General features: G+C 75.2%; 14 protein-coding genes. 6 read left to right on the forward strand and 8 right to left on the reverse strand.

The window, feature by feature from the left end; translation table 11 throughout:
- Positions 1 to 30: 30 nt before the first annotated feature.
- Positions 31 to 489, forward strand: a complete 459-nt coding sequence (locus ACF1AG_RS32940) for a nuclear transport factor 2 family protein (RefSeq protein ID WP_359605837.1) — start codon at positions 31 to 33, stop codon at positions 487 to 489.
- 91 nt (positions 490 to 580) lie between these two features.
- On the opposite strand, the gene ACF1AG_RS32945 is transcribed toward ACF1AG_RS32940, so the two are convergent.
- The 4 genes from ACF1AG_RS32945 to ACF1AG_RS32960 form a co-directional block, all read right to left on the reverse strand.
- A complete protein-coding gene (locus ACF1AG_RS32945) occupies positions 581 to 1,528 on the reverse strand; it encodes an MBL fold metallo-hydrolase (RefSeq protein WP_387798863.1) in 948 nt (315 codons plus the stop codon).
- Between the two features lie 137 nt (positions 1,529 to 1,665).
- Entirely contained in the window at positions 1,666 to 2,919 is a 1,254-nt protein-coding gene (locus ACF1AG_RS32950; RefSeq protein WP_391810914.1) for an FAD-dependent monooxygenase, read from the reverse strand.
- A gap of 52 nt (positions 2,920 to 2,971) precedes the next feature.
- Positions 2,972 to 3,238: an acyl carrier protein gene (locus ACF1AG_RS32955; protein ID WP_359607202.1), complete on the reverse strand. Its 267-nt coding sequence runs from the start codon at positions 3,236 to 3,238 to the stop codon at positions 2,972 to 2,974.
- A 128-nt stretch (positions 3,239 to 3,366) separates the two neighbouring features.
- Positions 3,367 to 4,188 (reverse strand): AfsR/SARP family transcriptional regulator, encoded by an 822-nt coding sequence (locus ACF1AG_RS32960; RefSeq protein ID WP_359607204.1) that lies wholly within the window; start codon positions 4,186 to 4,188, stop codon positions 3,367 to 3,369.
- Positions 4,189 to 4,491: 303 nt separating this feature from the next.
- Between ACF1AG_RS32960 and ACF1AG_RS32965 the strand changes: the two genes are divergently transcribed.
- From ACF1AG_RS32965 to ACF1AG_RS32985, 5 genes are all read left to right on the forward strand, one after another.
- A complete protein-coding gene (locus ACF1AG_RS32965) occupies positions 4,492 to 4,794 on the forward strand; it encodes a phosphopantetheine-binding protein (protein ID WP_359607206.1) in 303 nt (100 codons plus the stop codon).
- Between the two features lie 146 nt (positions 4,795 to 4,940).
- Positions 4,941 to 6,017 carry an LLM class flavin-dependent oxidoreductase gene (locus tag ACF1AG_RS32970; protein WP_359607208.1) on the forward strand — a complete coding sequence of 359 codons (1,077 nt, stop codon included), beginning with the start codon at positions 4,941 to 4,943 and terminating at the stop codon, positions 6,015 to 6,017.
- A 25-nt stretch (positions 6,018 to 6,042) separates the two neighbouring features.
- Positions 6,043 to 6,798, forward strand: a complete 756-nt coding sequence (locus ACF1AG_RS32975) for a thioesterase domain-containing protein (protein WP_359607210.1) — start codon at positions 6,043 to 6,045, stop codon at positions 6,796 to 6,798.
- Positions 6,795 to 7,949, forward strand: coding sequence for an N-methyl-L-tryptophan oxidase (gene solA / locus ACF1AG_RS32980; RefSeq protein ID WP_359607212.1), 1,155 nt, complete (start codon positions 6,795 to 6,797; stop codon positions 7,947 to 7,949). Before ACF1AG_RS32975 ends, solA begins: the two co-directional genes overlap by 4 nt.
- A gap of 18 nt (positions 7,950 to 7,967) precedes the next feature.
- Positions 7,968 to 8,960, forward strand: a complete 993-nt coding sequence (locus tag ACF1AG_RS32985) for an AfsR/SARP family transcriptional regulator (RefSeq protein ID WP_359607214.1) — start codon at positions 7,968 to 7,970, stop codon at positions 8,958 to 8,960.
- A gap of 18 nt (positions 8,961 to 8,978) precedes the next feature.
- Here the strand turns inward: ACF1AG_RS32985 and ACF1AG_RS32990 are convergent, their stop codons facing one another.
- The 4 genes from ACF1AG_RS32990 to ACF1AG_RS33005 are packed head-to-tail and all read right to left on the reverse strand — an operon-like array spanning position 8,979 to position 19,385.
- Positions 8,979 to 9,530, reverse strand: a complete 552-nt coding sequence (locus ACF1AG_RS32990; protein ID WP_387798858.1) for a flavin reductase family protein — start codon at positions 9,528 to 9,530, stop codon at positions 8,979 to 8,981.
- 22 nt (positions 9,531 to 9,552) lie between these two features.
- Entirely contained in the window at positions 9,553 to 10,401 is an 849-nt protein-coding gene (locus tag ACF1AG_RS32995) for a 4'-phosphopantetheinyl transferase superfamily protein (protein WP_359752747.1), read from the reverse strand.
- Positions 10,398 to 11,288 carry an ACP S-malonyltransferase gene (gene fabD / locus ACF1AG_RS33000; RefSeq protein WP_359607221.1) on the reverse strand — a complete coding sequence of 297 codons (891 nt, stop codon included), beginning with the start codon at positions 11,286 to 11,288 and terminating at the stop codon, positions 10,398 to 10,400. The genes ACF1AG_RS32995 and fabD overlap by 4 nt, the downstream gene beginning before the upstream one ends.
- 15 nt (positions 11,289 to 11,303) lie before the next feature.
- A complete protein-coding gene (locus ACF1AG_RS33005) occupies positions 11,304 to 19,385 on the reverse strand; it encodes an amino acid adenylation domain-containing protein (RefSeq protein WP_391810915.1) in 8,082 nt (2,693 codons plus the stop codon).
- Positions 19,386 to 19,393 lie beyond the last annotated feature (8 nt).

Consider the following 19,393-nt stretch of genomic DNA (forward strand, 5'->3'; position numbering starts at 1 on the left):
AGATCCCCGCCACGAATCCCGGGAGGCACCGTGACCAGCCCCGCCGAGGTGAGCGCAGCGACGCCCGTCCTCACCGAGCTCTACCCTCGCATCCAGCAGTTCTACGCCGGGCAGGTGCGCCACCTCGACGCCTTCCGGGCCGAGGAGTTCGCCGCGACGTTCACCGAGGACGGTGTCTTCGACCACCGCCCCGGCACCGACCCGCTGGTGGGACGGCAGGCGATCGCCGCGGCGGTGAGCGGCTACCAGCGGACCAAGCACGCCGCCGACCCGGTGCAGCGCCGCCACTGGTTCAACATGCTCCAGGTCTTCCCGCAGGACGACGGCACCGTGCGCACGGAGTACTACGCGCTGGTGCTGCACACCCGGCCCGGCACCCCGGAGCCGCAGACCGGTCCGAGCTGCTTCGTCACCGACGTGCTGACGGTCGGGGAGGACGGCGGCCTGCTGACCACGTTCCGCCGGGTCCGCCAGGACCACCTGGTCTGAAGCGGCCACGGCCCCGAACGCACCATCCGCCCGGGGCGGGGCCCGTCGTGTGACGGGTCCCGCCCCGGGCGTCGTCGTGTCCGCGCCGTCGTCAGGCGAGACAGCAGGGCAGCCCCCCGTGGTGCTCGATCATCTCGGCCAGCGCCGTCCGCATCACCTCGCCGGGCAGGGGATCGTCCGCGGGGACGCCGTCCAGTTCGGCGTACGCCCGGTGCAGGTTGGGCACCAGCCGCTCGGGGTCCAGCAGCGCGGCGTACGGGCCGAGGGACGCGGCGCCGGCGGCCTCCAGCGGTGTGCGGCCGGCGCGCCTGCCGTCCTCGGCGACGCGCAGCACCAGCCGCAGATAGCCCTCGACGGCGTCGAACACCTCGGGCCCGCACACCGGCCCGTGACCGGGGACGACGGTCCGCGCACCGTAGGCCCGCAGCCGGTCCAGGGCACGCAGCGACCCGGCTATCGAGCCCATGAGACAGAACGGGGTCACTGCGTTCATGACCAGGTCGCCGGTGAACAGCACCCGTTGCCGGGGCAGCCACACCACGGTGTCGTTGGAGGTGTGGGCCGGTCCGACGTGTTCGAGCTCGGCGCGCAGCGAACCGATGTGCAGGGTGAGGGCGTCGGCGTAGGTGAGGGTGGGCGGGGCCAGTTCGACGGAGCCCCACTCCACGTCCGGCCACAGCCCGGTCAGGTGCAGGCCGGAGGCGATCATCTCCGTCCTGGTGCGTTCGTGGCCGACGAGCACGGCCTCGGGGAACAGGTGGTTGCCGAAGACGTGGTCACCGTGGAAATGGGTGTTGACCACGGTCCGCGGCGCGGCCTGGGGATTGAGGCGCAGCGCGGTGCGGCGCAGGTGGCGGGCGCGGGCCTCGGTGGCCGCGGTGTCGACGAGGGCGCTCTCGCCGCCGGAGACGATGACGCCGGCGTTGTTGAGACACCACCCGCCCGGAGCCTGGACGTAGGCGTGGACGCCGTCGGCGATCTCCGTGGTCTCGGCGAAGGGCGCGGGCGCTGTGGTGGGGACGGTGGGGCTGGACGGCACGGCCGTTCTCCTCCCGGGTGTCGGTTGTCCCGAGTCTCACCGGGCGGCCTAGCGCCCCGGTCGAAGCGCCGCCGTGCCGGACACCGCCTCCGTCCCCGCGCGGGGACGGCCGCCCCCCGCGGGGACGGCCGGTCCGGTCAGGCGGGCTGCGGGGAGGACGTCCGCACCGTGAACAGGTCCGTCCGCACCTCGGGCGGTGTGCGGCCGTAGGCGATGCGCCGGGTGATGCGCGTGCCCAGCGGGGTGCGGCCGACCAGTCGGGCCGCATGGGAGCGCAGCGCGTCCGCCGCCGGTCCTCCCGCTCCGAGCAGCGCCTTCGCCTGGACTTTCTGCATCCGGGTCACCGCCTCGGCGGCGGGTCCCCGCCGGCGGGCGAAGGCACCGAGCCGGGCGCGGGAGCAGTCGCCCGCGGCGAGGGCGTCCACCAGGACCGGGTGCAGGGCAGCGGCGTCCTGGAGGGCGAGGTTGACGCCCTGGGCGCCGAGCGGGCCGTGGGTGTGGGCGGCGTCGCCGAGCAGCACCAGCCCGTCGCGCACCCAGGTGTCGGCGTGGGCGGCGAACACGTCGAGCAGCCGCAGGTCGTCCAGGGCACGCACATGGTCCCGGACCAGGTCGGCGTACTGCGGCAGCGCGGCGGCCAGTTCGGCGCGGACGGCCTCGACGCCGCGGGCGGCGACGGCGGGCCAGCCGCGGTGCGGCAGCGTCCAGCCGATGCGGAGCCGGTCGGGATGGGTGTCATGCACGAGGACGGCGCTGCCGGGCGCCCGGTGCACGGCGACCGTGCCGGTCGCCCGGCCGGGGGCGGGCAGCGAGAACCATACGACGTCCTGGTCGAAGGCCTCGGTGCGCCCGGCCCCGATGCCGGCGAGGGCCCGCGTCCTGGAGTACCGGCCGTCGGCGCCCGCCACGACGCGGGCCCGCACGGTGACGCGGCGCCCGCCGGGACCGGTCGCCACCACGCCGGTGCACCGCCCGTGTCCTTCGGTCAGCGCGGACACGCGGTGGCCCGGAAGGTGACGGAAACCGGGCAAGGCGCGGCAGGCGGCGAGGAGTTCGGCGAGCAGGTGCCGCTGCGGCAGCGCGAGCAGGTGGTCGTGGGGGCCGGGCAGCCGGCCGTAGTCGACGTCCAGCAGGACCCGCCCGCGCTCCAGCAGCCGGAATCCGGTCAGGCGCCGGGCCCCGCGCGTCCGAGCGGGCGCCAGCACGCCGAGCTGGTCGAGCACCCGCTGGCCGCCGGGCTGGAGGACCTCCCCGTGGAAGTCGCGCCTCGCGGCGGCCAGGTCCCCGGCGGATTTCTCGACCAGCGCGACGCGTACGCCGGAGCGCAGCAGCATCAGGCTGAGCGCCAGCCCCGCGGGGCCGGCCCCGACGACGGCGACATCCGTGTCCACGGTGTCCGCGGTGTCGGCGGTGTCGGCGCCGGCGGTGCCCCCCGCGCGGCGGTCAGGCCGCGGCGCGGACGGCGGCCAGGGCACGGTTGACCAGGTCCAGGTAGGCGCGCGGGGTGTCCGCCTCGTCCAGGGCCTCCTCGTCGAGGGCGATGTCGAAGTCGCGCTCGATGCGCCCGGTGGTCTGCAGGATGGCCAGGGAGTCGTAGCCGAGCTCGAAGAACGGCACGTCCACGACGTCGCCGTCCAGGTCGACGCCCTCCTCCTCGCCCGCGCACTCGCGCAGCAGGGCCTTCAGATCGTCCAGTTCGAACTGTCGCATGGGTGCTCTCCGTCTCTTACGCCCGAGCGGCCGGCTGTGTGGTAACGGCTCGAGAGTCGGTCAGAGGACTGGAGAAACACTCGAATCGTCCGGGTGCCGCCGGGCCGGCCGGCGACGCCCGCCCGCGCTCAGGCCGCGTACAGGTCGAAGGTCGAGGAGCGGCGCGGCCCGGACACCACGTCCAGCTGGGGATCGACGGCCAGCATCGCCTGGTGCAGGCGCTGCAGCTGCGGTGAGGGCTCCACGCCCAGCTCGCCGACGAGGCGGCGGCGGAGCCGGTGGTAGACCTCGAGCGCCGCGGCCTGCCGGCCGGAGCGGTACAGGGCGACCATCGCCTGCGAGTGCAGCCCCTCGTGCTCGGGGTGCCGGGCGATCAGGTCCATCAGCTCGGCGGTGACCTCGGCATGCCTGCCGAGCCGGAGGTCGGCGTCGATACGGCGTTCCCGGGTGACCAGCCTGCTCTCCTCCAGACGCATCGCCTCGATCTCCAGGATGGGGCCGACGCGCACGTCGACCAGGGCCGGCCCCTGCCACAGGTCGAGCGCCCTGCGGTAGCTGCGGGCGGCCCGCTCGTCCTCGCCGTCCTCGAAGCACTGCTGGGCCTCGGCGACCAGGCACTCGTACTCGTGGACGTCCACCGCCTCGGGCGGTATCTGCAGCAGGTAGCCCCCGTGCCGGGTGGCCAGCACGCCCTTGGCGGCGCCGGGGGCGCCCGGTCCCATGGCGGTGCCGAGCCGGCGGCGCAGCTGAAGGATGTACGTCTGCAGGGTGGTCAGGGCGCTCTGCGGCAGTTCGGTGCCCCAGATCTCCTCCATGAGGGTGGGCACGGGCATGACCCGCCCCGGGTAGAGGGCGAGCAGGGCCAGGATCTGCCGTGGCTTCCCGGCCGTGGGAACGATCGACATCCCGTTGACGTCGGCACTCAGTGGACCCAGAACACGTATCTTCATGGTTTCCTCCCCGTACCTCGACGGCTGTACTCGGCTGCCGAGCCGGTGTGCGAATCGGTGCCCGAGGCTCGTCGATTTTGCGCCGCGCGGGGATCTGCTGTCCTTTCCCCACGACATGAACACGAGCCGCACCGTATCCCGCCGCAACCTGTCCGTCGTGAATTCTCGAGGAGTCGTCGAGTGGTTTTCCGGTGTCGCTTCCCGGGCCGGGTCTGACGCCTCTCTGACGTCTGGCTGACCGGGGGGAAAGAGCGTCGGGAGCCGTCTTCCTTCCGGGTACGGCCGCTGTTAGCTTTTCGCGGCATGGAGACCACCGAAAGCGCCGGACGGGACGACGGCCGGGCGGTGCCCGAGGGCGCGGACCCGCTGACGCGCAATCTGCTGCGCCAGATGGTAGCCCGCGGCATGCAGCTGCCCGAGACGGAACTGCCCGGCGACGACGAGGATCTCGTGGACCACGGCCTGGATTCGATCACCGCCATGTCGCTGATCTCCGCCTGGCACCGGCGCGGCATCGAGGTCGGATTCCCCGAGCTGATGGCGCGTCCCACGCTCGGCGACTGGTGGCTGCTCATTTCCCGCCGGAAGTCCGCGAACGCCGCATGACGTGAACTCGAAGGGGTCCGGAAAAACGCTGGAGGCACGCTCGCGCCCGTCCCCGGAGTGACCGTGACCGTCTATGGTCCGACAGCGGAGGAATCAAAGCCGCCCTTTCCGGCCAGCCGGAATCGGATCACCAGACGGAGCCATCCATGGAATTCGGCGTGAACTTCTTTCCGGTCGTCGACCCGGAACGCAAATCCGCGAGCACGTACTACGACGAGAGTCTCCGGCTGGCCGCGCTCGCCGAGGCCCTGGGGTTCGAGCATGTGCAGACGGTGGAGCATTACGGCTCCCCGTACGGCGGCTACAGCCCCGACCCGGTGGTCTTCCTGACCGCCGTGGCCGCGCGGACCAGCCGGATACGGCTGGTGACCGGCGCGGTCATCGCGGCGTTCGCGCACCCGGTGCAGATCGCCGCCCGCCTGGCACAGCTCGACAACCTGTCCCACGGGCGGCTGGACGCCGGGTTCGGACGGGGCTTCCTGCCCGACGAGTTCGACCTGTTCGGCGTGGACATGGCCGAGAGCCGCACCCGCTTCGACGAGGTCGTCGACGCCTGCGTAGCTCTGTGGAGCGGACGCGAGGTGCGCTTCGAGGGCGAGGTGCACCGCTTCGGGCCGGTCACCGGCTTCCCCCGCCCCTACCAGCGCCCGCACCCCCCGGTGTTCGTGGCGTCGGCGACCAGCGCCGCGTCCTGTGCGCTGGCCGGTGAGCGCGGCCACCACCTCCAGGTGGTCCCGTCCGTCACCAGCCGCGAGCAGCTCACCGCGATGACCGCGGCCTACCGAGGGGCCCGCGCGGCCGCCGGCCACGAGGGCCCGGGCCGCATCCAGATCAAGTACACCTGCTACCTGGGCGAGGACCGGGCCACCGCACTCGCCGACGCGCGCGCCGGCGAGGAGAACTACGTGCGGACGATGGCCGGGGCGGTGGCCTCCTGGGCCGAGGCGCGCTCGGAGCAGTATCCGGGCTACGAGGCGTTCGTGGAGAAGGTCCGGGCCTACGACTTCGACAGGTCCCTGGCCGACCACAAGGTGCTGGCCGGCACCCCGGACGAGGTGGCCGCGCAGATCGAGACCATCCGCGGCTGGTACGGCGACGACCTGTGCCTGAGTCTGCAGTTCAACCCCGGCCACCTGCCGTTCGACCGTGCCGAGCGGGCCGTGGAGCTGTTCGCCCGCGAGGTGGCCCCGGCGTTCACCGGCGGCCTCGCCGCAGCGGCGTGACCCGGCCCGACCTTCAGGAGAGGCGATGTACGGCATATCCGGACCGTCCGAGGAGCTCCGCCTGTTCGTCTTCCATCACGCGGGCGGCTCCCACCTGCTCTACCGCACCTGGCCGGGCCTGCTGCCCGAACGCTGGGACGTGCGCCTGCCGGACGCGCCCGGCAGGGGGCGGCTGGCCGACGAGCCGCCGCTGGACGACGCGCGCCGGCTGGCGGGCTTCTTCCTGCGCCGCCTGGGCGCGGACCTGACCGGCCCGTTCGCGTTCTTCGGGCACAGCATGGGCGCACTGGTCGCCTACGAGCTGACCCGGCTGCTCGAGGAGGAGGGACGCGAACTGCCCGTCTGGCTGGGCCTGTCGGCGCGGGGGGCTCCCCGTCCGCTGGGCGACGGAACCCGGCGGCACGAGCTGCCGGACGACGAACTGCGCGTCCACCTCGCGGCCATGGGCGGCACCCCCGCCGAGGTGCTGCACGACCCCGACCTGTGGGCGATGTTCGGCCCGGCCATCCGCAACGACCTGCGTCTGGTGGAGAGCTGGCGGCCGCGCCCCGGCACCGCCCCGCTGACCGTGCCCCTCGCGGTGTACGGAGGACGGGCCGACGTGGTCGTCTCCCCCGGCCGCCTGGCCGGCTGGGAGGAGCACGCCGCGCACTTCCAGGGACTGCACCTGTTCGACGGCGGCCATTTCTACTTCCAGGACGACCCGGGGCCGCTGCTCCGGCTGGTCACGCGGCACGCCACGGCCGCGCTGCGGGCGCCGGCGGCGGTGAGGCCGTCATGACCGGCCGGCGGGAGGCGGACGCCGACGTCGTCGTGGTCGGGCTCGGCGCGTGGGGCGCCGCGGCACTGTGGCAGCTGGCCCGGCGCGGTCTGCGCGCGATCGGGGTGGAGCGCCACGGGCTGGCCAACACCAGTGGCTCCTCGTACGGGGAGAGCCGGATGTTCCGCACGGCCTGCCTGGAGCACCCCGGTCTGGTGCCGCTCGCCCAGCGCTCCCGGGAGCTGTGGCGGCAGCTGGAGACCGAGACCGGCGCCCATCTGCTGGATCCCACCGGGGCGATGCTGATCGGCCCGCCCGACGGCCGGATCGCCGGCGGTGCCCTGCGCGCCGCCCGGGAGCACGGCCTGGAGGTGCGGGTCCTGGACCGTGACACGGTGCAAAGGCGCTGCCCGGCCCACCAGGGGCTGGCGGCCGGTGACGTCGCCGTCGTGGAGCCGCAGGGCGGGCTGACCCTGCCCGAACGGACCATCCAGGCCGCGGCCGGGGCGGCCCGCGCGGCCGGGGCGCGGGTGCTCACGGACACCCGGGTGACGGCCGTGGAGCACGCGGGTGACGGTGTCGCCGTGCACACCGCCGCCGGACGGGTGCTGCGCGCCGCGCAGGCCGTGCTCACGCCCGGCCCGTGGCTGGGCCGGCTGGTCCCCGGGCTGCCGCTGGAGGTCGTGCGGATGCCGACGACCTGGTTCACGCCCGACGAGCCGCACGAGCGGTTCGCGCTGAACCGGCTGCCGGTGTTCATGCGGGAGATCGACGGCGGGGACGTGCTGTGGGGGCACGGCACGCTGCCCGGCCGCAGCGAACTGAAGCTCGGCCTGGAGGACGGCGGGAAGCACTTCCGCGTCGTCGACCCCGACACCATGGACCGGTCGGTCGCGCCGGCCGACTGGGAGGTGCTGGCGGACCACCTGCGGTGGGCGGTGCCGGGCGCGGGCCGGGCGCCCTCGCGCGCGCTGGCCGGCATCTACGCCCGCACTCCGGACGGCCAGTTCGTCATCGGGCGGCCGGGGCGTGACGCGCGGATCGTGGTGGCCGGCGGATGCTCCAGCCACGGTTTCAAGCATTCCCTGGGCATCGGCGAGGTGGTGGCCGACCTCGTGCAGGGCAAGGAGCCGTCCGTGCCGCTGCACTTCACCGACCCCGACCGCTTCTGAGTGACATGCGAGGAAGAGATGCAGTTCCGCATTCTCGGTCCCGTTGAGGTCCACGACGAGCGCACCGGGCTCAGGATCCTGCCCACGGGCGCCAAGCAGCGCGCCCTGCTGGGGGCGCTCGTGGTGAAGTCGGGGCAGATCGTGTCCGTGCACCGGCTCATCGACGAACTGTGGGGCGAGCATCCGCCGGCGAACGCCACCAACGCCCTCCAGGCCCATGTGGCCCGGCTGCGCCGGCTGCTGCCGGTGCCGTCCGCCGGGTCGGGCGAGGCCCACCACGAGTGGATCGTCACCCGCTCCCTCGGCTACGTGCTGCGCCTGGGGTGTGCCACCACCGACGCCGAGCGGTTCAACCGCCTGGCCGCCGAGGGCCGGGCGGCCGCCGTCTCCGACCCGGGGCACGCCGCCGAACTGCTGCGCCAGGCGCTCGCGCTGTGGCGGGGGCCGGCGCTGGAGGGCAGTGTGCGCGGAGACATCTGCGCGGCCGAGGCGGCTCAGCTGGAGGAGAACCGGCTGACCGCCCTGGAGGCGTTGTACGACGCCTGTCTCCGGGCCGCCCGGCACGACGAGATCACCGGCGAACTGGAGGAGCTGACCGCCGACCACCCGATGCGGGAGCGCTTCTACGACCTGCTGATGGTGGCCCTGTACCGCTGTGGCCGCCAGGCCGAGGCGCTCGGCGTCTACGACCGCGCGCGCACGCGTCTGGCGCACGAGCTGGGCGTGGAGCCCGGGCCGGTGCTGCGCGGCCGTATGGAGGCGATCCTCCATCACGACCCGTCGCTCGCCGTGCCCGGCCCGGCCGGCCCGCCCCGGGCCTCGGTCCGTTCCCTGCCCCGCCCGGCGGGCGGCGAGGACGTACCGGGCTCCGGGCACGAGGCCACGGTGGTGACGCTCACCGACGAGATCGCCCGTCTGCGGCGCCGTGTGGAGCGCCTCACCCTGGAGCAGGAGGCCCTGATCCGCCGTTTCGACCTGCTCTCGTCCCAGGCGCCGGCCCGGGCCCGCTGACGGCGCAAGCCCGGGCGGCTAGGCCGCTGCGGCCGCGGGCAGGGCGGGGACGGGGGTGTGGAAGGCCCTGCGGTACCACAGCAGGGGGTCCGGGGCGGACTCGGCGGTGCGGGCGTCGGTCACTGCGCCGAGGACCAGGTCGTGGTCGCCGGCCCTGACCACGTCGGCGGTGCGGCAGCGCAGCAGGACCCCGGCGTCGGGCAGGTAGGGCGTGCCGGTGCCGGGCCAGCCGGCGAAGCCCGCGCCGGCGAACCGGTCGACGCCGTGGGTGGCGAACCGGCGGGCCAGTTCGCCGTGGTGGGCGACCAGGACGTTCACGGTGAACTCCGGCGCGCCGGTCAGCGCTTCGTGGCAGCTGGAGCGGTGGTCCACGCCCACGAGCACCATCGGCGGGTCCAGCGACACGGAGGTCACCGAAGTGGCGGTGAAACCGCGGCGCCGGCCCGCAGGATCGAGCACGGCGACGACGCTGACCGGCGCGGCCAGGTGCGCCATCGCCTCGCGGAAGGCCTGTGCGGTGGTGTGGGAGGTGCCGGCGGCCCGGTCCTCCGTCGGGGGGTGTGTCCTCACGGTCGTCTCCTCGGGTCCTACGTCAGTCGGATCGGCCGGCCAGGCCCGCCGGGGCCGGGGGGCTCCGGTGCGGCACGGGCAGCGGCAGCTCGCGCGGGGTGGGCCGGCCCCAGGGGAACCCGTCGTGGACGAACAGCCGCCGTGCGGGACCGGAGTTCTCCCTGCCGCGTTCCACAGCGAGCGACACCAGCACCTCGGGCCGGGGCTGGAGTTCGACGAACGTCCAGCGCTCGGCGGTGTCGTCGTCGGGCGGCCGGAAGCGCAGCACACCGCGGTCGTCGGCGAGTTCGAAGGCGAAGGAGTCGAAGGGGAGCCCGAGCCCCAGTCCGCGCGCCTTCGCGTACGCCTCCTTCAGCGTCCACAGCCGCAGCGTGGCGCGGTCCCGCTGACGGCCGGGCGGCAGTTCGGCGAGCCGCGCGCGTTCCTCGCAGGAGTAGCTCTGGACGATCCAGTCCAGGCCGCGTTCGGCGGCCCGGTCGGTGCGCTCGACGTCGACGCCGACGCGGCGTCCGTGGCCCACGGCGACGACGTTGTGTCCGTGCGCGTGCGACAGGTTGAAGTCCGGTACGGGCCGGCCCGGGCCGTCGCCGAACGCGGACCGCAGGAACGGACGGCCGCGCGAGGAGCGCCAGATCGCCGCCTCGGCCTCCGGCACCCCGGTGACCAGGCTGAGCACGCGGCGCACCAGCACATGGGCGACGAGGTACTGACGCCGGTCGCGCGGGAACATGAAACGCCGGGCCACGTCGTGTTCGTGCTCGTCCAGCCAGTGTTCGGCGAGCGTCTCCGCCAGGGGCTCCTCCAACGTCTCGTTGGGGCAGAACCACAGGTGCACGCTGCCCGGGTCCGGCCCGGCCGCGAACCCGCTCACCGAGGGCCCGCCGCGCCGACCGCCGCCCCGCGCTCGCGCCGGATCTGCCGCAGCATGCCGGTCAGCACGGTGCCGGTGCCCATCTCGGTGAACTCCGGCTCGGGTCCGTACTCCCCGTCGAGGATCGACTCCATGGTCCGGCACCAGCGCACGGGCTGATGGATCTGCTGGAGCAGCAGGTCGCCGATCCGCTCCTGCTCGTAGGGGCGGGCGGTGGCGTTGGCCAGGACCGGGACGGTGAGCGGCGCGAAGCGGGTGGCCGCGACGACCGGGTAGAGCCGCTCGGCCGCGGGGGCCATGTACCGGGAGTGGAAAGGGCCGCTGACGGCGAGGCGCCGCACCGCGCGGGCTCCCGCGTCCTCCAGGATCGGCCCGGCCTCCTCCAGGTCCTCCACCGGCCCGGCCAGCACGATCTGGCCGGGCGTGTTGAGGTTGGCGAGGTCGAGGGAGCCGAATCCGGCGCGCAGCAGCAGGAAACGCAGCCGGGTCTCGGGCAGGCCGATCACCGCGCTCATTCCGCCGCCGCCGGTCCGTGCCATCGCCTCGGCGCGGGCGGCGACCAGGCGCAGTCCGTCGGTGAAGCCGAACGCGCCCGCGGCCTGGAGGGCGTTGTACTCGCCGAGGCTGTGGCCGACGGCGAGGTCGGGCCGCTCCCCCGTGTCCTCCAGGTGGGCCTGCAGCGCGAGGGCGTTGACGGCGAACATGGCGGGCTGGGTGTAGCGGGTGTCGCCGAGCCGGCCGTCGGGGTCCTCCAGGCACAGCGTGCGCAGGCTGTAGCCGAGCACGTCACTGGCCTGCTCCTCCAGTGCGGGGAAGCGGTCGAACAGCTCCCGGCCCATGCCGACGCGCTGGGCGCCCTGGCCGGGGAACATGAAGATCCGGGTCATGGTGATCACTGCCTGTCAGACGGTGGCGGGCGGGTGGGCGGGGTAGGCGGCCTCGGCGAGCGCGCCCAGATCGGCCGCGGTGAAGAGGTCCTCCAGGGACGGCTCCCGGCCGCCGTCTGCGGCGATCCGCGCGGCGATCCGCAGCAACTGGCGGCTGGTGGCCCCGAGTTCGAACAGGTCACGGCCGGGGGTGAGCCGCTCGGCCGGCACACCGGTCTCGGCGGCGACGATCCGCGCCAGCCGCTCGAACCCGCCGGCCGCGAGGTCCCTGCCCGCTCCGGCGCCGCCGGCCGGGCCGACGCCGGGACCACAGGAGTCCTCCTCCGGCGCGGGGCCGGTTCCCGGTGGGCGGACTGTGCCGGGCGCCGGGGCCGGCTCCTCGGCCGGGCCGAGTCCCCACATGCGGCCCAGCCGTGCCGAGAGCCCGTCGGCCCGGCTCGCCGCACCTGTCGTCGGCAACGGGAAGGAGACCTGGTTCAGCGGTGTGGCCGGCAGGGCGGCCCGGGGCGCGTCGACGGGCGGCCAGGCCACCCGCTCGCCCGCGAGCCACCCTCCGGTGGGCGCCAGTTCGTCCGCCGGCGCGGAGGCCGCCAGTTCGGCGATGCCCGCTCCCCCCTGCCGGACGCGCCGCGCCAGCGCGCGCAGTCCGGCCGGCGCGGTCGCGCGGCCGGTCACCAGGACGGCTCGGGCGGGGCGGTCGGTACGGCCTTCGCGCAGGGTGCGGGCCACCGACGCCACGGTGAGGCCGGGGTCGCGTTCCCAGGCGTCGGCCAGGCGGTCGGCGAGGAGGGCCAGGTTCTCCGGCGTGTCGGCCGACAGCGGCAGGGCGCGCACCGTGCCGTCGTCGGCGCTCGGCGCGCCGGCCGGCGGCTCCTCGACGACAAGGCTGCCGTACGAGCCGCCGCCGGCGAAGCCGTTGACCAGGACGCGCCGAGGGCGGCCCGGCGCGGTACGCCAGCGGTCCGTCCCCGGCCCCGCCAGGGCCACCGGCCCCGTGGCGCGGGCGACGGCCGGGTTCACGTCCGCGGACCGGACCGTCGGGTACACCTCGGTGCGGCGGAACTGCGTGATGACCTTGCCCAGCTGGGCGAAGACCGAGGCGGCCTCCAGATGCCCGGTGTTCGGTTTGACGGTGCCCACCGGCACCGTCTCCCCCGTCCCGGCGTCGGCGGTGAAAAGCCGGCTCAGGGCGGTGAACTCCAGGGCGTCGGCGAGAGCGGCGCCGGCCGCGGCGGCCTCCACGTAGCCGATGTCGGCGGGTGCGAGGCGGGCGTCGGCGAGAGCGGAGCGCATCGTCTCCTCCTGCCGCTGCGGGTCGGGCACGCCGAACTGGCGTGTGGTGCCGGAGTGCTGGAGCGCCCCGCCGCGCAGGACGGCGTGCACCGGGTCGCCGTCGGCGAGTGCCTGTTCCAGCGGCTTGAGCAGCACGGCGCCGACGCCTTCGCCGACCAGCCAGCCGCTCGCCCGGTCGGTGAAGGCGCAGGAGTCGGGGTCCTCGGCGATCAGCCCCATCCCGGACAGGACGTCGAGGTGGTCGGGGTGCAGCACGAGGTTGGCCCCGGCGGCCAGGGCGGCGGGGCAGCGGCCGTCGGCGACGGCCCGGTAGGCGGCTTCCACGGCGGCGAGCCCGGACACGCAGCCGGTGTCGAGCAGCACGCTCGGCCCGGTCAGCCCGAACGCGTGCGAGGTGCGGTGGGCGAGGCCGCCGCGGGTGGCGTGGGTGCCCTCGTCGGGGCGTCCGGCGGCCCGGGCGGTGACGCCGTGGAGCGCGTGGTCGTGCCACATGGACCCGGCGAACACTCCGACCGGTCCCTGCTCGGCCAGCCGTGCCGGGAGGACGGCGGCGTCCTCGAAGCAGCGGCGGGCCACGGACAGCAGCAGCCGTTCCTGCGGGTCGACGGCCGGACCCTCGTCGGGGTCCATCCCGAACTCCTCGGCCTCGGCGGCCAGGACGTCCTCGAGGTAGCCGCCGACGGCGGCGCCGGCACGCCGGGCGCCGGAGGTCAGCGGCGCCCAGCGGTGTCCGGGCACGGGCCCGATGGCGGTGCCCCCGTCCGCCAGCAGCACGTCGAGCTCGTCCAGGGTGCGTGCGCCGGGCAGCTCGGCGGCGAACCCGACGACGGCGACCGCCGTGCGGCCGTCCGCGGCGCCGTCGTCCGCGGCGTGAGGAGCCGCCTCGGCGTGAAGGGCCGCCTCGGCATGAGGGGCCGCCTCGGCATGAGGGGCCGCCTCGGCATGAGGAGCTGCCGCGGCATGAGGGGCCGCCTCGGCATGAGGGGCCGCCTCGGCATGAGGGGCCGCCTCGGCATGAGGGGCCGCCTCGGCATGAGGAGCTGCCGCGGCGTGAAGGGCCGCCTCGGCATGAGGGGCCGCCTCGGCATGAGGGGCCGCCTCGGCATGAGGAGCTGCCGCGGCGTGAAGGGCCGCCTCGGCGTGAAGGGCCGCCTCGGCATGAGGGGCCGCCGCGGCGTGAAGGGCCGCCTCGGCATGAGGGGCCGCCTCGGCGTGAGGGGCTGCTGCGGCGTCGGCCCGGAGGGCGTCCCGGCGGGCCCGCACGTCAGCGGTGAGCGCGCCGCCCCACAGCGACAGCAGCAGCTCCTGGTCGTCGTCCGCGCCGAAGTCGGCGCGGACGGCGTCGAAGTCCATCTCGCCGACCGCGCACAGCCCGAGTCCCCGCCCGGGTGCGCCGGTGAGCAACAGCTGGGCGATGTGCCCGGCTTCGACGGTGGAGAACCGGGCGGCGTTGCGCTCGCCGTAGGCCGGTGCGATGGCCGCCGGGGTGGAGAGCAGGAAGATGCCGAAGGCGGAGCCCTCCACCAGGGCACGGTTGTGGAAGACGTGCAGGTCGGTGCCGTAGCGGGCGTCGGGAGCGAGGGCGATCAGAGCCCGCTCGGCGGGATGCAGGTAGTACAGGCCCGGGTCGGCGCCGGCCACGGCGCCGGGCGCCAGGTACACATAGACCTGCACCGGGTAGAAGCCGCCGCCGGAGGGGTAGCGCCGCTTGGCCCGCCCGTCGAGGTCGCCCCAGGTGACGGTGGCGAGCAGATCGAGCAGGTCGTCCGCGGGCACCGGCCCGGCGGCGAAGTCCCGGAAGGACGACGCGTCGAACAGGGCCAGCGTCTCGGCGGGGCCCGGTGCGGGCACGGGCAGCCGGGGCAGCGAGGCCGGCAGCCGCCGTTCGGCGATCCGCGCCTGTTTGAAGGCCGCCTTGGCCTGCGGGTCGAGGGCGATCCGCACGTCCGTCCCCGTGGCGGCCGCCGGTGCGGTGCCGTCCCGGCCCGCCGCGGCAGGCGCGAGGCCGTCCGCGACGGCGCGTGCCGTGGGCGTGCGGATCAGCACGTCGACGGGGGCCGTCCGGCCCGTGGCGGATTCGATCTCCTGGGCGATGCGGATCATGCTGAACGAGGTCGCGCCCAGGTCGAACAGGTCGGCGTCGGGATCGACGGCGGGCAGGTTCAGCACGGCGGCGGCCGTCCGGGCCACGTCCTCGGCGGTGAGCCCGGCCGGGGCCGTTGCCCGGGCCGGACCGGTACCGGGGGCGGCCGGCAGGGCGGCGGCGGTCAGCGCGGCGAGCGTCGGCCCGCTGATCAGCGCGTCGACCGGCAGCGAGGTCCCGGTGATCCGTTCGATCTCCTGGGCGAGGCGGATCATGCTGAACGAGGTCGCGCCCAGGTCGAACAGGTCGGCGTCCGCGTCGATCCCCTCCGCCTCGGCCACCCCGAGCACCTCGGCGACGGCCGCGCGGATCCGTGCGGCCCGGCCGTCGTCCGCGGCTCCCGTGCCAGGGGCGGCGTCCGCCCCCGGCAGCGCGCGCGGGCCGGGCTCCGGGGCCGCGTCGAGGAGCCGTCCGGCGGCCTCGCGGTCCAGCTTGCCGTTGGCCGTCAGCGGCAGCCGGTCCACGAAGAGGAAGCGGCTCGGGACCAGATACGGCGGCAGCACCTGCGAGAGGGCCCGGCGCAGTTCTCCGACGCCCGGCGCCCGGCCGGGCGTGCGCGCCACACAGACCGCGGCCAGCACCTGTTCGCCCGACGCCTCCTCACGCACCGGGAGCACCCGCGCCTCGGCGACGGCGGGCAGCCCGGTGAGCGCGGCCTCGATCTCCTCGGGCTCGATGCGCAGTCCGCGCAGTTTGAACTGCCCGTCGATGCGCCCGAGGTAGCGGATCTCGCCGTCGTCGCCGAGCAGGCCGAGGTCGCCCGTGCGGTACAGCCGCGGGGAGGGATCCTGTTCGGGGAAGGGCGAGGGGACGAACCGTTCGGCCGTCAGTTCCGGGCGGCGGTGGTAGCCGAGGGCCACCTGCCTGCCGCCGATGAGGATCTCCCCGGGCGTGCCCGGCGGCACCGGCCGCAGCCGCTCGTCGACGAGGTGGATGCGGGTATGGGCGACGGGCCGTCCGATCGGCACCGTCGGCTCGTCCCAGTCGGGGCGGCACGCCCAGTGCGTGACGTCGACGGCGGCCTCGGTCGGCCCGTAGAGATTGTGCAGTTCGGGTGCGTCCGCGCCGGTGCCGTACACCTCGTAGAACTGCCGCATGGTCGCGACGGGCAGGGCCTCGCCGCTGGCGAAGACGTACCGCAGCGTGCCGCAGGCGGCGGCCCGCGGGTGGCGCAGGAACATGCCGAGGACGGACGGCACGAAGTGCGTGACCGTCACCGACTCCTCGTGCAGCAGGCGCGCCAGATAGGCGGGGTCGGTGTGGCCGCCCGGCCGGGCCACGACGATCGAGGCGCCGGCCACGATCGGCCAGAAGAACTCCCACACCGAGACGTCGAACCCGTAGGGCGTCTTCTGCACGACCCGGTCGGCAGGGCCGAGAGGGAAGCGTTCCTGCATCCACAGCAGGCGGTTCGCCACGCCCTGCTGGGTGTTGCGGCAGCCCTTGGGCGTCCCTGTGGTGCCGGAGGTGTAGATGGTGTAGGCGGGGTCGTCGGGGCCGAGTGCCACGGCGGGCGGGGCCGCGGGGTGCTCCGCGAGCGCGCGCCGGTCCTCCTCCCGGCCGGGGCACACCACGACCGCACCCGTCCCGGCGGGTACGGCGGCCAGGGCCTCGTCGGCGACGACGACCCGGGCGCCGCTGTCCCGGAGGAGGTGGCGTACCCGCTCGGGCGGGTTCGCGGGGTCCACCGGCACGTACACGGCGCCGGCCCGCACGATCGCGACGAGCGCGGCGACCAGGTCCTCGGAGCGGTCCATGTGCACGGCGACGTGGTCACCGGGCCGGACGCCGAGGGCGTGCAGGTGGCGGGCGAGCCGGGCGGTGCGCCCGGCGAGTTCGCCGTAGGTGACGGTGTGTCCGCCGAACCGTACGGCGACCCGGTCGTCCCGTCCGGTGAGCCCGGCCTCGACGAGCTCCACCAGGGTCACGGGAGCGCAGGTGTCCACGGGTGCGGCGAGGGGGGCCGGGGCCGTGTCGCCGGTTCCGGCGTCCTCGGCGTCGGCATGGCCGTCGGCGAGTGCGGCCGCGTCGATCACCGCGGCCGGCGCGGGTGACGGTTCGTCCCCGTCCACGAAGCGGCGCACGCGGTGCGCGTAGCGGTCGAACATCGCCTTCAGGCGGTCGGGGTCGAGCGCGCCGTCGGCCGCGTCCCACTGGCCGATCAGGTCGTCCCCGGTCAGCAGCGGCACATGGTCCAGGGCGACCTGCGCGGTCTGTGACTGGCTGGTGCGCAGGCGCACGCCCCGCGGGTGCAGCGCCGGGTCGATCTCGGGGACGCGGGTGAACACCACGGGCAGCCGCAGTGCCCCGCCGGAACGGAACACCCGGGTGCGCAGTTCGCCGAGTCCGGGGCAGCGTTCGTGGCGTTCGAGGTCGGCGCGGACCCGGGACCACAGTTCGCGGGCGCGGTCGGCGAAGGACGCCGGGAGGGTGTCGTCGACGACGACCCAGGCCAGGCGGGTGAAGTCGGCGACCATGCCGGCGGCGCCCGGGAGCGTGCCGGGCCGGTCCCAGGACACGACCGTCACGGTGAAGGGGCCCCGGTGGCCGAACTCGGCGCGCAGTGCGTCGGTGTAGGCGGTGAGCAGCACGAGATCGGCGGGGACGCCGAGTGCGGCGGCGCGCTCGGTCAGCCGCCGCCAGGAGCCGAGCGGGGCCGCACGGTGCCTGCGCGCCGCGTCGGGGGCCGGTTCGGGAAGCCCGGGCCCCGGGGGGAGCGTCACGAACTTGCGCCGCCATTCGGCGCGGGCCCGCGTGTGCTCCTCGCTTCCGTGGGCCCGCCGCTCGGCGAGGGCGCGCAGGTGGGGCACGGGGTCGGCGGGTTCGGTGAGCACCGAGTCGTCGCCGTCGTGCAGGGTGAAGAGCTGGCCGAACAGCAGGGCGAAGCTGCGGGCGTCGGCGAGGAGGGCGTCGAGCACGACGTGCAGCACGGCGGTGCCGTCGGGCAGGGTGCTCGCCTCGAGGGCGTACATCGGGCGGCTGCCGAGCGGGAAGGTGCCCGCGCGCAGCCGCTCGGCGACCGCGGCGAGGTCCGCCTCGGGGTCGGGGGACGCGGTCAGGTCGTGCCGGGCGATGCGGTAGGCCGGGGTGTCCGCCCGCGGGGCGACGGCGAGGGTGCCGTCCTCGTGCACGGCCGCCCGCAGCATCGGGTGGTGCGCCACGAGCCGGTTCCAGCACCGCTCCAGGCGGTCGAGGTCGTGCCGCTCCAGCAGGAACTCCTGGTAGACGCGGGTCTCGGCGGCACCGCCGAGTGCGCCCATGCGGCCGACGAGGTAGGCGGACTGCACCTCGGTGAGGGGCACGGGCCCGTCGTCGGGCGCGGGCGGGCCGGGGGGGCGGTCGAGGGCGTCGGCGCCGTCCCGCGCGAGCTGCTCCAGCGACTCCCGCAGCGCCGCGAAGGCCGCCTCGGTGCGGGTGGCGTCGAGCGCGGTCGGCGCGTAGTCCCAGGACAGCAGGAGCGCGCCTGCCCGTTCCTGGACGCAGGCCTCCAGGTGGACGCCCGAGGTGAGGGTGGCCGAGGCGGACAGGTCGACGTGGGCGGCCCAGTTGGCCGGGTCGTCGGGGGCATCGTCGAGCGCGGCGAGGCTGCCCAGGAGGCTGGTGAAGACGACGGGCACGGCGCGTCCCCGCTGTCCGCCGGTGGCCCTGGTGTGCTCGCGCAGGGCGCGCACCCCGCTGACCGCCGCATGCTCCAGGTCCTGCCACAGCCGGGTGCGCACCTGGTCGAGGCGGGCGCGCAGGGTGCCGCCCGTCGGCGGTGCGACGAACACCGACGTGGAGAGGAACGGCCCGGCCAGGCGAGCCACGTCGGGGTGCACAGGACGCCGGTTGTACGTCGTGAGGACCACCGGCAGGGGGTCGCGGCCGGCACCCTGCACGGCGGCGCTGCACAGGGCGAGGAGCAGCGCGGTCGGGGTGGCCCGGGCTTGTCTGGCCACCGCCTGGACCCGGTCCCAGCGCTCCGGTTCCAGGCTCAGCGTCAGCCGCCGGTGCGCGGGAGCGTCCGGAGCGGCGCCCGCAGGGTCCGTGGCCAGCGGCAGAGGGCGGTCCAGGTCGACGCCGGCCAGTTGGTCCCGCCAGTGGGCCAGGGACTCCTCGGGCGGTTCGGTGACGGCGGTGGCTTCGGCGTACTCCCGGAAGGTGATGCCGGGCGGGCGGGGGGCCGTGCCGTGCGCGTAGGCGGCGTACCACTGCTGGAGCAGCAGCGACACGCTGGGTCCGTCGGCGATCAGCTCGTCCACGGTGAACAGCACCCGGGCCCTTCCGCGGGGAAGCTGCGCCACGCGTACCGCGAACAAGGGCCAGCGGTGCGGGTCGAATCCGCTCAGCGCCTCCTGCCGCAGCCGGGCGAGCGCGGCCTCCGCCTCGTCCGGTGCGGCGTCCGTCAGGTCGGCGCGCCGGACGGCGTAGTGCGGCACGTCCCGCAGGACCGCCTGACGGCCGTCGGGCAGCAGGCGGGCCCGCAGCATGTCGGTGACGGCGACGACCTCGTTCCAGGCGGCCTCGGCCCTGTCGGTGTCCAGTCCCTCGGCGTCGAACTCGAGGTGGATCTGCGTTCCCGCGCCGGTGCCGCCCCCGAGCGTGCGGCCGACGTAGAACGATTCCTGTACTTCGGTGAGCGCGAACGGCTCGTACCGGGCGGCGGGGTCGGTCTGCGGCATGGCTGGGT

Source organism: Streptomyces sp. NPDC014764, assembly GCF_043082785.1.
Taxonomy (GTDB): Bacteria; Actinomycetota; Actinomycetes; order Streptomycetales; family Streptomycetaceae; genus Streptomyces; species Streptomyces althioticus.